The sequence below is a fragment of the Azospirillum oleiclasticum genome, from assembly GCF_013423485.1.
Taxonomy (GTDB): domain Bacteria; phylum Pseudomonadota; class Alphaproteobacteria; order Azospirillales; family Azospirillaceae; genus Azospirillum; species Azospirillum oleiclasticum.
Genome location: NZ_JABFFR010000036.1, coordinates 25,690 through 38,380, shown reverse-complemented (window position 1 = coordinate 38,380; position 12,691 = coordinate 25,690). Strand labels below are relative to the sequence as shown.

15 protein-coding genes are annotated in these 12,691 nt (G+C 69.6%); 4 read left to right on the top strand and 11 right to left on the bottom strand.

What is annotated here, in order from left to right:
• Positions 1-327: 327 nt before the first annotated feature.
• From HL658_RS29055 to HL658_RS29040, 4 genes are all read right to left on the bottom strand, one after another.
• Positions 328-1,095 (bottom strand): IS6 family transposase, encoded by a 768-nt coding sequence (locus HL658_RS29055; RefSeq protein ID WP_180285881.1) that lies wholly within the window; start codon positions 1,093-1,095, stop codon positions 328-330.
• A gap of 243 nt (positions 1,096-1,338) precedes the next feature.
• Positions 1,339-2,637, bottom strand: a complete 1,299-nt coding sequence (locus HL658_RS29050) for a cation:proton antiporter (protein ID WP_180285880.1) — start codon at positions 2,635-2,637, stop codon at positions 1,339-1,341.
• Positions 2,638-2,741: 104 nt separating this feature from the next.
• On the bottom strand, positions 2,742-3,062 hold the full coding sequence (gene hmuQ, locus HL658_RS29045; RefSeq protein WP_180285879.1) for a heme-degrading protein HmuQ: 321 nt from the start codon (positions 3,060-3,062) through the stop codon (positions 2,742-2,744).
• 68 nt (positions 3,063-3,130) lie between these two features.
• A complete protein-coding gene (locus tag HL658_RS29040; protein WP_180285878.1) occupies positions 3,131-4,630 on the bottom strand; it encodes a pyruvate kinase in 1,500 nt (499 codons plus the stop codon).
• A 162-nt stretch (positions 4,631-4,792) separates the two neighbouring features.
• Between HL658_RS29040 and HL658_RS29035 the strand changes: the two genes are divergently transcribed.
• Entirely contained in the window at positions 4,793-5,692 is a 900-nt protein-coding gene (locus HL658_RS29035) for a lytic transglycosylase domain-containing protein (protein ID WP_180285877.1), read from the top strand.
• Positions 5,693-5,705: 13 nt separating this feature from the next.
• Here the strand turns inward: HL658_RS29035 and HL658_RS29030 are convergent, their stop codons facing one another.
• Positions 5,706-6,140 carry a methylglyoxal synthase gene (locus HL658_RS29030; RefSeq protein WP_180285876.1) on the bottom strand — a complete coding sequence of 145 codons (435 nt, stop codon included), beginning with the start codon at positions 6,138-6,140 and terminating at the stop codon, positions 5,706-5,708.
• A gap of 196 nt (positions 6,141-6,336) precedes the next feature.
• On the opposite strand from HL658_RS29030, the gene HL658_RS29025 reads away from it, so the two are divergent.
• Positions 6,337-7,104 carry a GntR family transcriptional regulator gene (locus HL658_RS29025; RefSeq protein ID WP_180285875.1) on the top strand — a complete coding sequence of 256 codons (768 nt, stop codon included), beginning with the start codon at positions 6,337-6,339 and terminating at the stop codon, positions 7,102-7,104.
• Positions 7,105-7,295: 191 nt separating this feature from the next.
• On the opposite strand, the gene HL658_RS29020 is transcribed toward HL658_RS29025, so the two are convergent.
• The 4 genes from HL658_RS29020 to kduD all read right to left on the bottom strand — a co-directional run bounded on the left by HL658_RS29020 (position 7,296) and on the right by kduD (position 10,482).
• Positions 7,296-8,579, bottom strand: coding sequence for a TRAP transporter large permease (locus HL658_RS29020; RefSeq protein WP_180285874.1), 1,284 nt, complete (start codon positions 8,577-8,579; stop codon positions 7,296-7,298).
• Positions 8,570-9,115 carry a TRAP transporter small permease gene (locus HL658_RS29015; RefSeq protein ID WP_180285873.1) on the bottom strand — a complete coding sequence of 182 codons (546 nt, stop codon included), beginning with the start codon at positions 9,113-9,115 and terminating at the stop codon, positions 8,570-8,572. Before HL658_RS29015 ends, HL658_RS29020 begins: the two co-directional genes overlap by 10 nt.
• 231 nt (positions 9,116-9,346) lie before the next feature.
• Positions 9,347-9,718: a cupin domain-containing protein gene (locus HL658_RS29010; protein ID WP_180285872.1), complete on the bottom strand. Its 372-nt coding sequence runs from the start codon at positions 9,716-9,718 to the stop codon at positions 9,347-9,349.
• 5 nt (positions 9,719-9,723) lie between these two features.
• Positions 9,724-10,482, bottom strand: coding sequence for a 2-dehydro-3-deoxy-D-gluconate 5-dehydrogenase KduD (kduD, locus tag HL658_RS29005; protein WP_180285871.1), 759 nt, complete (start codon positions 10,480-10,482; stop codon positions 9,724-9,726).
• Positions 10,483-10,765: 283 nt separating this feature from the next.
• Here kduD and HL658_RS29000 point away from each other — a divergent pair, with 283 nt between their 5' ends.
• Entirely contained in the window at positions 10,766-10,990 is a 225-nt protein-coding gene (locus HL658_RS29000; RefSeq protein WP_180285870.1) for a hypothetical protein, read from the top strand.
• A 171-nt stretch (positions 10,991-11,161) separates the two neighbouring features.
• Positions 11,162-11,377, top strand: coding sequence for a hypothetical protein (locus HL658_RS28995; protein WP_180285869.1), 216 nt, complete (start codon positions 11,162-11,164; stop codon positions 11,375-11,377).
• Between the two features lie 69 nt (positions 11,378-11,446).
• On the opposite strand, the gene HL658_RS28990 is transcribed toward HL658_RS28995, so the two are convergent.
• Both HL658_RS28990 and HL658_RS28985 read right to left on the bottom strand, forming a co-directional pair.
• Positions 11,447-12,220 carry a hypothetical protein gene (locus HL658_RS28990; RefSeq protein ID WP_180285868.1) on the bottom strand — a complete coding sequence of 258 codons (774 nt, stop codon included), beginning with the start codon at positions 12,218-12,220 and terminating at the stop codon, positions 11,447-11,449.
• Positions 12,221-12,278: 58 nt separating this feature from the next.
• Positions 12,279-12,689 (bottom strand): DUF350 domain-containing protein, encoded by a 411-nt coding sequence (locus HL658_RS28985; protein ID WP_180285867.1) that lies wholly within the window; start codon positions 12,687-12,689, stop codon positions 12,279-12,281.
• Positions 12,690-12,691: the final 2 nt, after the last annotated feature.

Sequence of the window (12,691 nt, the reverse complement as noted above, 5' to 3'; positions counted from 1 at the left end):
ATCCTGCCGGTTCGAGGTGTAGGTGTTGACCCGTGTTTCCGCTCCGACCGCGTTTCCCGCCGCATCGTACAATTGAGCATACATCCCGGTGGACGAGCCATCCTGGTCCATTGACCGCCAGACCACGACATGACCTCCGTTCGCCAGCGTGGCCACCTGGGGCTGTCTTTGTTGATTGACGGCGGTGGTGTTGACTTGCGCCTCCGGTGTCACTGCAAAGAAAAAGCTGGTCTCACTGGCCATGGACGTGTCCTTGCTCAAGTGGTGGCTCTGTTGCAAAGCCTGGACGAAGGCACCTGAAGCCGATCGCCGGCATCACTGCCGGGGTCAAGCGGCCTGGAGCTCGAGTTGCGTGGTGACGAACTGCACGACCTCGGCAAGCGCACAGGGGCCGAGGCAAAAAGCGCGTTCGACGAGGCGGGCCTCGCCGCGTACGTCGCGGGTGATGTTGAAGGCGGCCGCCTGCCCCTTGCGGAGCGCGCGCATCACCTCGAAGCCCTTGATCGTCGCGTAGGCCGTCTTCAGCGTCTTAAAGCCTCGCACTGGGCGGATCAGCTGCTTCAGCTTGCCGTGGTCAGCCTCCACGACGTTGTTCAGATATTTGACTTGGCGATGCTCGGTGTCCTCGGGACACTTGCCTTCGGCCTTCAGCTCCGCCAAGGCCGCCCCATAGGTCGGCGCCTTGTCGGTGTTGATGACCGTCGGCTTTTCCCCGTCCTTCAGGCCGTTCAGTGCCTTGTTGAGAAAGCGCTTGGCGGCCGTGGTGTTCCGGGTCGGCAAAAGGTAGAAGTCGATCGTGTTGCCGTGCTTGTCGACCTCCCGGTACAGGCAGGCCCACTTGCCCCCGACCTTCACATAGGTCTCGTCAACCCGCCAGCTGGTCGAGCGCGGGCAACGCCATTGCCAGCGCAGCCGCGTCTCGATCTCGGGGGCGTACTTCTGGACCCACCGGAAAATGGTCGTGTGGTCGAAAGGGGCGCCACGCTCGGCCATCATCTGCCCGAGGTCGCGGTAGCTGATCCCGTACCGGCAGTACCAGCGAACCGCCCAGAGCACGATCTCGCCCCCGAAGTGGCGACCCTTGAAATCCGTCACGGCCCGGTTCCCAATCTCGTTCGGGTATTCCGCCGGATGCGGACCGGCTTTGCAACAGAGCCCGGCCGCGCCGGGACGGTGCAAACGGGTGGTTCCTGGCGTGAACGTCTCCGGGAAAAGTGAAAAATCCGTATCTATACAACTTTTGCGTCAAATGCGACATAACGCGCCGCCAATCACGTGTCCCGTCCCCGACGCCTCCCGTATGGTCTGGATGATCTCGACGCCTTCGATCTTGGCGGCTCAGGTCGAGCGGCTTGCGGTCGCCACCCCCTCGCCGTTGGCCTCCCCGCCGGCTTCCCCGCGCACCCCACTCCGCCGCCGGTCGAGCAGGCGCAGCGCCGGGGTGACCGTGGTGCCGTGGGCCAGGATGGAGACCAGGACGATGAAGCCGGCCGTGGCCCACAGCAGGTCGCCCTGCGCCCAGTCCGCCTCCCCCGCGGCGTAGGCCAGATAATAGAGCGTGCCGACCCCGCGGATGCCGAAGACGCCCAGCGCCGCCACCTCGTCCGCCGGGCGTCCGGAGCCGATCATGCCGATCCAGGTCGCCAGCGGACGGACCACCAGCAGGAACAGGATGCCGCACAGGGCCGCCGGCCAGGTCAGCGGCTCCAGCAGGCCGTGCGCCAGCGATCCGCCGAACAGCACCAGCACCACCATCATCAGCAGCCGCTCCGTCTGCTCGGCGAAATCATGCAGACGTTCGTGGAATTGGTTGTTCCGCTCCGCCCGCCGGAAGGCGATCGCGGCCACGAACACCGCCACGAACCCGTAGCCGTGCGCCATTTCCGTCAGCCCGTAGACGAGGAAGGTGATGCCCAGCGCCAGGAAGCCGTCGCCGGTGCGCGACAGCCGCGCGCGGTTGGGCAGCCGGAAGGTCAGCCAGCCCAGGAAGGCCCCGATGGCCCAGCCGGCCACCACGCCCGCGGCCAGCTTCCACAGCACGTCCTCCGCCAGCCAGCCCCAGATCCAGCCGCCCGGTTCCGGCCCCTCCAGCGCCATGGCGATGGCGAGGTTGGTGAAGGGGAAGGCCAGCCCGTCGTTCAGCCCGGCCTCCGAGGTCAGGCCGAAGCGCACCTCGTCCTCCTCCCCCGACTGCGGCGGGCCGACCTGCACGTCCGCCGCCAGCACCGGGTCGGTGGGGGCGAGCGACGCCGCCAGCAGCATCGCCGCCGCGGCCCCCAGCCCGGCGAAGGCCCAGCCCATCAGCGCCAGGGCCAGGATGGACAGCGGCATGGTCACCGCCAGCAGCCGCCACGTCACGCCCCAGCTCCGCCAGCCCGGCAACCGGTCCAGCTTCAGCCCGCAGCCCATCAGCGAGACGATGACCACCAGCTCGGTCAGCCGCTCGGTGAGCTCGGGAAAGCGCAGGGGGTGCGGCGGCTCGCCGCCGGCGGGGACCAGGAAGCGGAAGACCAGGAAGCCGATGCCGACGCAGACGATCGGCAGCGACAGCGGCATCTCCCGCAGCAGCATAGGCAGCCAGGCGACGAGCAGGATCAGCAGACCCGCCCCTGTGAGAACGGCGATGTAGGGGTCCAAACGACGACTCTCCTCCGAGGAAGCGGCGCCATGGCCGCCTTCGACGGAGGTGTAACGGCCGGGGAGCGCCGGCGGGCGGAACGGCGCCCCACACCACTTCGTCCCTACGCCTCCCGCGTCACGGTCTGGATCACCTCGAAGCCCTCGAATTCCGGGTGGCTCAGGTAGAGGGGCTTGCGGTCACCGGCGCCGCGATGGGCGCTGCGGAAGGCTTCCGACCGCGTCCAGTCGAGGAAGGCCGCTTCCGAGTCCCACACCGTGTGCGAGGAGTACAGCCGGTATTCCTCCTTCTCCGGGCCGCGCAGCATGTGGAACTCGACGAAGCCGGGGACGGCGTGCAGATGCACCTCGCGGTTCAGCCACACCGCTTCGAAATCCTCCTCCGAGCCCTTCTTGACCTTGAAGCGGTTCATGGCGATGAACATGGCGTGCTGTCCTTTCCGCGTTGCCGCCGGCCCGGCGGCCGGCATCCGTCCGGGATGATGGCGATGCCTCACCAGCTCTGCAAGGCGCGCAGCTTCGGCGTCTTCTTGGTCTGGTTGGCGGCCATCCGGGTCAGCAGGCGGGACAGCATGGCGACCGCGTCGGCGATGAAGGGTCCCTTGTTGAGCATCACGCATTCGGCGCGCGCGGCCATGGCGGCGTCGGTCATGTCGCCGCGGGTCGGCAGGCCGGTCTTGACCAGGCTCTCCAGCACCTGGGTGGCCCAGATCACCGGCACATGGGCGGCCTCGCACAGCCACAGGATCTCCTCCTGCATCTCGGCCAGCCGCTCGAAGCCGATCTCCACCGCCAGATCACCGCGCGCGATCATCACGCCGAAGGGCTGGCGCGCCGCCGCCTGGACGATGATCTCCGGCAGGTTGCGGACGGCGACCGGCGTCTCGATCTTGGCGATCAGCGCGATGCGGGTCCAGTCCTCCGGCCGGCGGGCCGCCAGCTCCTCCTGCAGAAGCCGCACGTCGGTGGCGCTCTGGACGAAGGAATAGCCGACCATGTCCGCGTGCCGGGCGATGAAGTCGAGCGCGCCGCGGTCCTCGTCGGTCAGCGCCAGCAGGCCGAGGTCGCTGCCCGGCACGTTCAGCCCCTTCTCCGGCTTCAGCTTGAAGCCCTTCGGCCCGGCGCGCAGAACGCGCACCACCAGCCCGCCGTCGGTGCGCCGGTCGATCACCCCGCCCAGCTTGCCGTCATCGATGAAGACGGGATCGCCGACGTTGATCCGCTCCACGATCCCCGGCGGCTCGCAGGCGGCCTGGGCGCGCCAGGCCCCGCTGTCGTCGAACCTCCCGCCGGTCAGCAGCAGCTCGTCGCCGGCCGTCAGCCGCAGCTTCTCCTTGGCGAGACGCACAGCACCCGTGCGCACCTTGGGGCCACCGAGGTCGGCCAGCACGCGCACACGGCGGCCCGTCGCCGCCTCCGCCGCCCGCAGATTGGCGATCATCGCCGCCCACTGCTCCGGCCCGTCGTGGGCGCAGTTGATGCGCACGGCGTCGGCACCGTTGCGCAGCAGCGCCACCAGCAGCCCGCTGTCGGTTGCCGCCTCTGTCGGCAGGGTCACCAGGATGCGGGTCTCGCGGGCGCTGTCGGGGGGCGGTCCGAACAGCTCCGCCGTGTTGGCGTCCAGCAGGCGCTGGCCGCGCCCGAAGGAGCGGCGGTTGGGGTAATGGGGGCAGGGCGTTCCGGTCATGGCGGCCAGCGCGCCGATCACCGCGTCGAGGTTGGCGAGCACCCGCCCCTCCAGCCTGCCCAGAGACGACAGGCCATAGGGCATCAGCGCGTCCTGGAGATCGCGCAGGTCGCGGCGGCGCAGCACCAGATAATGGGCGAAGTTCAGCGCCGCCACCCGGAAGCGCCGCCGCCCGGCCGGTCGTTCCCAGCTCCGCCACAGTGCATGCCCCTCGGCCGCCACGGCACGGCGCAGGTCGCGCAGCTCGGCCAGGAGGGCGTCGGGGGTGCGCGTCTCGGGGGTGCGGGCGGGGTGGTGGTCGGGCATGGCGGGGTTCCATGGCAGGGGATCGGGCGGTGCGGACCTTGCTTAGCAGCGGTTCGTGACGGAGTTACGACAGATTGCGACATTGGCTCGATACCTCTTCCTGATGTGGTGCCTCTGTCGTAGGGTTGCGCTCCCCGTCGACGACACACGCAAGAGAACCCGATGCCCCCTGCCGCGCGCGCCGCCCTTCTCGCCACCCTGCTGGTCGCCGCGGCGACCGCGCCGGGCGTGGCGTGGGCGGCCGAGGGCAGGGCGCCGGGCAGGACGGCGCCGGGCAAGGCCGCGGCGGTCTCTCCGGCGGCCCCGGAGTCCGAGGTAGACTCGGTCTGCAAGGCGGCGCGCCAGGGCAACCCCGGCGCCTCCTACCGGATGGGCCGCCTGTACATGGCGGGGCAGGGCGTGCCGCGCGACCCGTTCCTGGCCGTGGGTTGGTTCGCCGCCGCGGCCGAGGCCGGCCATTGGGAGGCGCGGCGCATGATGCGTTTGCTGCCGCGCCTGGCGATCCATGTGCGGCCGGACTGCGGGCGCGGCGCCCGCCGCTATCCCGGCGGCGACATCAGCCAGTCCGACGCCGCGGCGCTGCGTTCGCTCGCCGCCCGCGGGCCGGTGGGGGATCTGGTGCGCACGCTGGCCCCGCGCTTCGGGCTCGACCCCGCGCTGGTGATGGCGGTGGTGGCGGTGGAGTCGAACTTCGACCCGGCGGCGGTGTCGCCCAAGCAGGCGCAGGGGCTGATGCAGCTCATCCCCGAGACGGCCGCCCGCTTCAACGTGCGCGACCCCTTCGACCCGGTGGACAACATCATCGGCGGGATGCGCTATCTGGGCTGGCTCCTGTCCTACTTCCGCGGCGACGTGACGCTGGCGCTGGCCGGCTACAACGCGGGGGAGGGGGCGGTCGACCGCCACAAGGGCGTGCCGCCCTACGCCGAGACCCAGGCGTATGTGCAGCGGATCGCCCGGCTGTACGCGCAGCAGCGCCACCCCTTCGACCCCACGGTGTCCGGCCCGTCCCCGGCGGTCGCCCGCACCGCCTCGGCCGACCGCCCGCGCACGGGCGGCTGACCGCAATCCGGGATCACACCCGCCGCCCCTCGTAGCCGCCGAAGTCCGCGGGCCGCGGCGTGTAGCCGCCGGCGAACAGCGGGGAGGAGACGATCATGTCCGCCGTCGCCTCGTTGCAGGCGAAGGGGATGTTGTAGAGGGTGGCGAGGCGGGTCAGCGCCTTGACGTCCACATCGTGCGGCTGGGCGGTCATCGGATCGACGAAGAAGACCAGCAGGTCGATGCGCCCTTCGGCGATCATCGCGCCGATCTGCTGGTCGCCGCCGAGCGGGCCGCTCTTCAGCGGAGTCACATCCAGCTCCGGGTGCGATTCCCGGACCTTGGCCCCGGTGGTGCCGGTGGCGAAGAAGGCGTGGCCGGCCAGGGCGCCCCGGTGCGCCCCGATCCAGGCGATCAGATCGCGCTTGCGCGCGTCGTGGGCGACGAGGGCGATGCGCTTGCGGGTCATGACGGCGCTCCGGGTCTTGCCTGATCCGAGGATACTGATATACCAGTCGCGGCCACAAGCCCACCGGAGCCTGCGGCGGAACGCGCGGCCGGCGGGCGGGATCGGGCGGAAACTCCAACCGGTCCCTGTGGTATCATGGTTGCGGAGAGTGGGGCCGCCGGGACGGCCGGCGGCGGCGGCAAGGGCGGTTGACCGGATGACCAGCGACAAGGACGACACCGCGATCGCAGCCGGATCGGAGCCACGCCGCCGCACGGTGCGGTCGGAAGCGCGGCCCGCTCCGCGCACCGCCACGGTGTCGGCCACCGTCTACCGCGACCTGCGTGACGACATCCTGGCCCTGCGCCGTGCCCCCGGCGCGCCCATCGCCGAGAAGCAGATCTCCGAAGCCTACGGCGTCAGCCGCACGCCGGTGCGCGAGGCGGTGCTGAAGCTGGCCGACGAGGGGCTGGTGGAGATCTACCCGCAGTCCGGCACCTTCGTGGCGCGCATCCCGCTGGCCGCCCTGCCGGAGGCCATCACCATCCGCCGCGTGCTGGAGGAGGCCGTCGCCCGCTTCGCCGCGGAGCGCGCGACCCGCAGCCAGGTGGCCCTTCTGCGCGCCAGCCTGGAGGCGCAGCGCGAGCGTGCCGCGGCCGGCGACCGCGACGGTTTCCACAAGGCCGACGAGGAGTTCCACGCCCTGCTGGCGGATATCTCCGGCTATCCCGGCTTCTGGACGCTGGTCAACCAGGTGAAGGTGCAGGTCGACCGTTACCGCCGGCTGACGCTGCCGCTGACCGGCCGCATGGGGGAGGTGGTGGTCGAGCACGAGGCGATCGTCGATGCCATCGCCGCCGGCGATCCCAGCGCGGCGGCGGCGGCCCTGAAGGCGCATCTGACGCATCTGGAAATCTCCATCGCCGACACCCGCGACGCCAACCCGCAGTATTTCAGCGCCGTCGACGCCGACCCGTCACGCTGAACGGCAGGCGCGACCGGACCAAAAAAAAGCCGCCGGGGGATGCCCGGCGGCCCGAGTGTAGGGAGGAAACGCTCTGGCCGGAGGACGAACCGATCGTCCCTCCGGCCAAACCGACTGGATTGATATACTAGCATACGCATCCGAAAGCAACCCGAACCTCACACGAAAGCGTAACGCGCGGGCGGCCGTGCTCAATGCATCAGCAGCCGTGGCAGCCACAGCGAGAACAGCGGCACATAGGTGACCAGAGCCAGCGCCAGGAACAGCGCGCTGTAGAAGGGCAGGATGGAGCGCATCACCTCGCCCACCGAGATCTCGCCGATGGCGCAGCCGACGAACTGGGTGGTGCCGACGGGTGGGGTGTTGAGCCCCAGTGCGCAGTTGACCAGCATCACGATGCCGAACTGCACCGGATCCATCCCGTACTGCATGGCGATCGGCAGGAAGATCGGCGTGCAGATCAGGATCGTGCTCGCCATGTCCATGAAGGTGCCGAGCAGGAACAGGATCACGTTGATCATCAGGAAGATGACCCACGGGTTGGTCGAGATGTGGGCCATCACGTCGCCGGTCGCCTCCGCCACCGAGTACAGCCCCATCAGGTACTGGAACATGGTGGAGACGCCGATCAGCAGCAGGACGACGCCGGTGGTCTTCACCGTCTTGGCCGCCGCGACCAGGAAGTTGGCCCAGGTCATCGTGCGGTAGACGAAGAAGGTCAGCAGGATCGAGTAGATGACGGCGACCGAGGCGGACTCGGTGGCGGTGAACACGCCCGACAGGATGCCGGTCAGGATGATGACCACGATGAACAGCCCCGGCATCGCGGCGGCCAGGGTGCGGAACGCGATGTCCCAGCCGGGGAAGGTGCCGGCCGGGTAGCCGCGCTTGACCGCGACGTAGTAGGCGGCCCCCAGGTTGCAGACCATCAGCAGGACCGCCGGCATGATGCCCGCCGCGATCAGCGAGCCGATGGAGACCTTTCCGCCCGCCGCCAGCGCGTAGATGATCATGTTGTGGCTGGTCGGCATCAGGGCGCCCACCAGCGCTGCGTGGGTGGTGACGTTGACCGCGTAGTCGGCGTGGTAGCCCTCCCGCTTCATCATCGGGATCATCACGGCACCCATGGCCGACACGTCGGCCACCGGCGAGCCGGCGACCCCGCCGAACAGCGTGCAGGCGACCACGTTGGACATGCCGAGTCCGCCGCGGATGTGGCCCACCATGCTCTTGGCGGCGTTGACGATCTTGTCGGCGACCCCACCGTGCAGCATCAGTTCGCCGCTGAAGATGAAGAAGGGGATGGCCAGGAAGGAGAAGATGTTCATCCCCGACATCATCTGCTGGAACGCGACCGCGACCGGCAGGCCTTCGTAGAGGATGGTGCAGAGCGCCGCCAGGCCGATGGCGAAGGCCACCGGGATGCCCAGGATCAGGAAGCCCAGGAAGGTGACGCTGAGTATGGTCAATTCCATGACGGCACGACCTCCTCGCCACGCAGGATGGCGATGATGTGTTCGACGGAGAAGCTGGCGATGAGGATGCCGGACAGCACGAGCGGCACGTAGCGCACGGCTTCGCTGATGTGCAGGTTGGGCAACAGGTAATGGGCGACCGAGGAGCCGAGGATCCAGCCGTTGTAGGCCATGGCGACCCCGAACAGGCCGACCGCGGCGTAGATCAGGATCTCCAGCCGCCGGCGTGCCTTTTCCGGCAGCAGCACCATCAGCGACTCCAGGCTGATGTGGCCGGCGTCGCGCACGCCCACGGCGGCGCCGATCAGGGTGACGTAGAGCACCAGAACGATGGCGAGGTTCTCGGTCCAGGTGGGGGAGCTGTTCATCACATAGCGCCCGAACACCTGGTAGAAGACCACCGCGACCAGGACCAGCAGCCCGGCCACGGCGGCGTACATGCCGAAACGCGCCAGCGTGGCGTTGATGCGGGTCAGCCAGACGATGGCGGCGGGGGGCGTGGCCGTGCTGTCGTCGGCTTGCATGTCGAGGTCCATGACGCGTCACTCCAACTCGTGGCCGCAACTCGTGACCGCAACTCGTGGCCGCCCGGGGGGCGCCGCGGCCATGACGGCGGCAGCGGGCACGCGCACGCCGGACCGGCGCCGCCCTGTACCCGTTTGTCGTAGGGGGAGTTATACTAATATATCAAATCGGCGCCAAGCCGGATTCGTTGGCGGCGGCAACAAGTGCGACGATGCCGCACCGGTGCCGCCGCCACCCGGCCGTCAGGCCAGGAAATCCTCGCGCATCGGCGTGAAGACGTCGAGCAGCACGCCGGGCTCGATGGCGACCACGCCGTGCAGCACGTTCGACGGCACGATGTAGCCGTCGCCGGCCGACAGCCGCTGCGTGCGGCCGTCGATCGTCACGTCGAAGACGCCGCTCTCCACCACCGCGCACTGGCGGTGCGGGTGGCGGTGCAGGGCGCCGATGGCGCCCGCCTCGAAGGCGACGCGGGTCATCATCATGTCGGGGTTCCAGCCGAGGATCTTGCGGCGCACGCCGCCGCCCAGATCCTCCCACGCCACGGCATCGGCCACGACGAAGACATCAGTGCCAGTGGGGGTCCCAGTGGGCGTTCCGTTGGTCTCGGTCATGGCGGTCACCGTGCCAGCCAGCCGCCGTCCACCGGCAGGATCGTGCCGTGGACATAATCGGCCGCGTCGGAGGCCAGGAACACCGCGGGCCCGCCGAGGTCGGCCGGCTCGCTCCACCGCCCGGCGGGGATGCGGCCCAGGATCTCGGCGCTGCGCTGCGCGTCGGCGCGGAGTGCGGCGGTGTTGTTGGTGGCGACGTAGCCGGGCGCCAGCGCGTTCACGTTGATGCCCTTGCCGGCCCACTCGTTGGCCAGCAGCTTGGTGATGCCGGCCACGCCGCTCTTCGACGCGGTGTAGGACGGCACGCGGATGCCGCCCTGGAAGGACAGCATCGAGGCGATGTTGATGATCTTGCCCTTCTGGCCCTGGCCGATGCAGTGGCGGCCGAAGGCCTGGCAGAGGAAGAACACCGACTTCAGGTTCAGGTTCATCACCAGATCCCAGTCGGCCTCGCTGAAATCCACCGCGTCGGCGCGGCGGATGGTGCCGGCGTTGTTGACGAGGATGTCGAGCCGGCCCAGAACGGCCACCGTCTCCTCGACCAGCCCGGTCACCGGCGCGATGCTGGTGAGGTCGGCCGACAGGCCGAGGAAGCGGCGGCCGGCAGCCTCGACCAGCCCTTTGGTCTCGTCCAGCGGCACGATGTCGACGGCGGCGATGTCGGCACCGGCGTTGGCGAGCGCCAGGGCGATGCCCTGGCCGATGCCCGTGTTGGCGCCGGTGACCAGCGCCACCTTGCCCGTTAGGTCGAATGGGTTGCTCATGTCTGCGTTTCCCTATCTGAGCGCGACGGCGTCCGACCGCTGGAGTATACTAATATATTAATCGCACGCAAGCGTTTGTTGGCGGGGCGAAGCAACGCAGGACTATCCGCAGTTCGCAAAGGCGTCGCAGTTTGCAGCGCCGTGCCATACGTCCGGGGCTGGCAGCGGTCACCGAAGTTGCTGGCCTGATTGATGAATCTCCAGTCGTGGCGGTGTGACGACGGCGGCCCGCGGCTTGCTGCGCATCATCCGCCGCCCACCACGCCGACCGCGATCGCCCGCCATGGGACAGTTCCTGTTCCCAATCACCATCGCCGAGCACCGCATGCTCCTCGACGCCTTCGCCCTGGGCGGCCGCGGGGAGGCGGTGCGGGTCTTCCGTCGCCTGTTCCCCGCCATCACCGATGACGGATTTGTTGAGGTCTGCACGGGCCGGGTCATCGGCGAGGCGTGGGATGCGTCCGCCGGCAGGCGGCCCGCCCCCCACCCGTCGCGCCACCGCTGGTGAGCGTGCCCCGCGGGCGGCGGGCGGCTGATGGTCGCTTGCCGACAGGGGACGGAGCCGTGCTGTCGGCTTTGTGACAGGGGATCGTCCCAGTCCGCTCCGTTCCGGCCGGACAGGGCACGGCCCGCCGGTTGCATGACACCGGCGTTCAACGGATTGGGAAGGGTTGTGCGTATGGTTTCCTACGACGGCACCGGCGGCCCGGCCGGGGTGGTGAAGAGCCTGATCGAGAACGCGGCGAAAAGCCTGGACGAGATGTCGGAAACGGCGGGCGAGATCGCGCCCGATGTGGGCGAACACACCGACATCCTGGTCTCCGCCCAGCGCATCGCCGACAAGGCCGCGATCGACCTGCGCCGCCTGACGGCGAAGCTCGGCAAGGCCGGGTAGGGTCGCGGCGCGAAGCGGCGGACGCCGGCCTCCATCGAGGCCCGGCCGGCGTCCGCCGCCGGAACCGCCTTACCCGTGCTTGGCCTTCAGCGCCGCCAGCCGGTCGGACAGGCCGGTCGCCGGCCGGGGCGTGCCCGACGCGGCGGCGAGTGCGGCGGCGATGTCGGGGTCGTCCTGCTCCGGCTTGGTGGGGCGCAGCAGCTTGGCCTTCATCTGCGCCGACTGGGCCTGGGCGTTGTCGCGGTCGGCCTGCTCGCGCATCGCCTTGAGGGCCACGCCGAGGCCGCTGACGCGCTGGGTCAGCCCGGCGGCGACGCGGGCCGACTCCGCCTCGCGGTCGGCGCGGGTGCGGGCCATCTCCGCCTTCTTCATGTCGCGCTGGGCCTGTTCGAGCTGGGCACGGGCGCCCTTCAACTGCTCGGCCATCTCCTTGTAGGACTGCTGCAGGCTGGCGACGAACTCGGCGGCGTCGCGCGCCTCGCTCTCCTCGCGCTCGACCTCCGGCGTCATCTGCTCCAGCATCGCCAGAAGGTTGGTCAGGCTCTGCTCCAGCTTGGCCTTGCGGGCGGGGTCCGCCTCGGCGTCGGCCTGGGACTGCAGCAGCTCGGCCGCCGCCATGCGCTGGCGCAGCAGGGCCGCGATCGCGTCGGCCTCCTTGCGCTCCTTGTCGTAGGCCTGCTGGGCCGCCGCGACCTCGATCCCGAGCTTGTCCAGGGCTTCCTCCATGGTGCGCAGCTCGGTCTCGGTCAACCCTTCCGGGTCGATCTTGGCGTAGAAGCCGATGCCGGCCTCGATCGCCTTGTCCGCCTTGTAGCCGGCGAGATTCTTCAGGAACGACAGCATTCGGGTGTCCTCGTATCCAGGGGCGACAGACATATGGGGCAGGACGGGGGCGCTGTCATCAGCCCGCCATGGCGCCGGCGTTGACCAGCGCCACGGCGACCTGCACGCCGGCCACCACCGACGCGGCGGCGGTGTTGCCCGCCTCGATCTTGCGGCGCAGGTCGCCGACCAGCGCGAAGGCGATCCCGAAGGCGGAGAGCTGGAGCAGCACCGCCACCGCCCCCCACACGAGGATGTCGAGATAGGCGGTGTGGTTGGCCAGCGTCGCGGCCAGCGGGATCGCCATGGCGATCATCGCGCCGGTCATGGTGATGCCGGCGGCGGCGTTGCCCTGGTTCACCAGCTCCCGCTCGCGGTAGGGGGTGACGAGCGTGTGCAGCGTCACGCCGATGGCGAGCATCGCGAGCGTGAGGATGAACTGCGGAAGCAGGACCGTGAGGCCGGCTCCCAAGGCGGACAGGGCGGTCATGG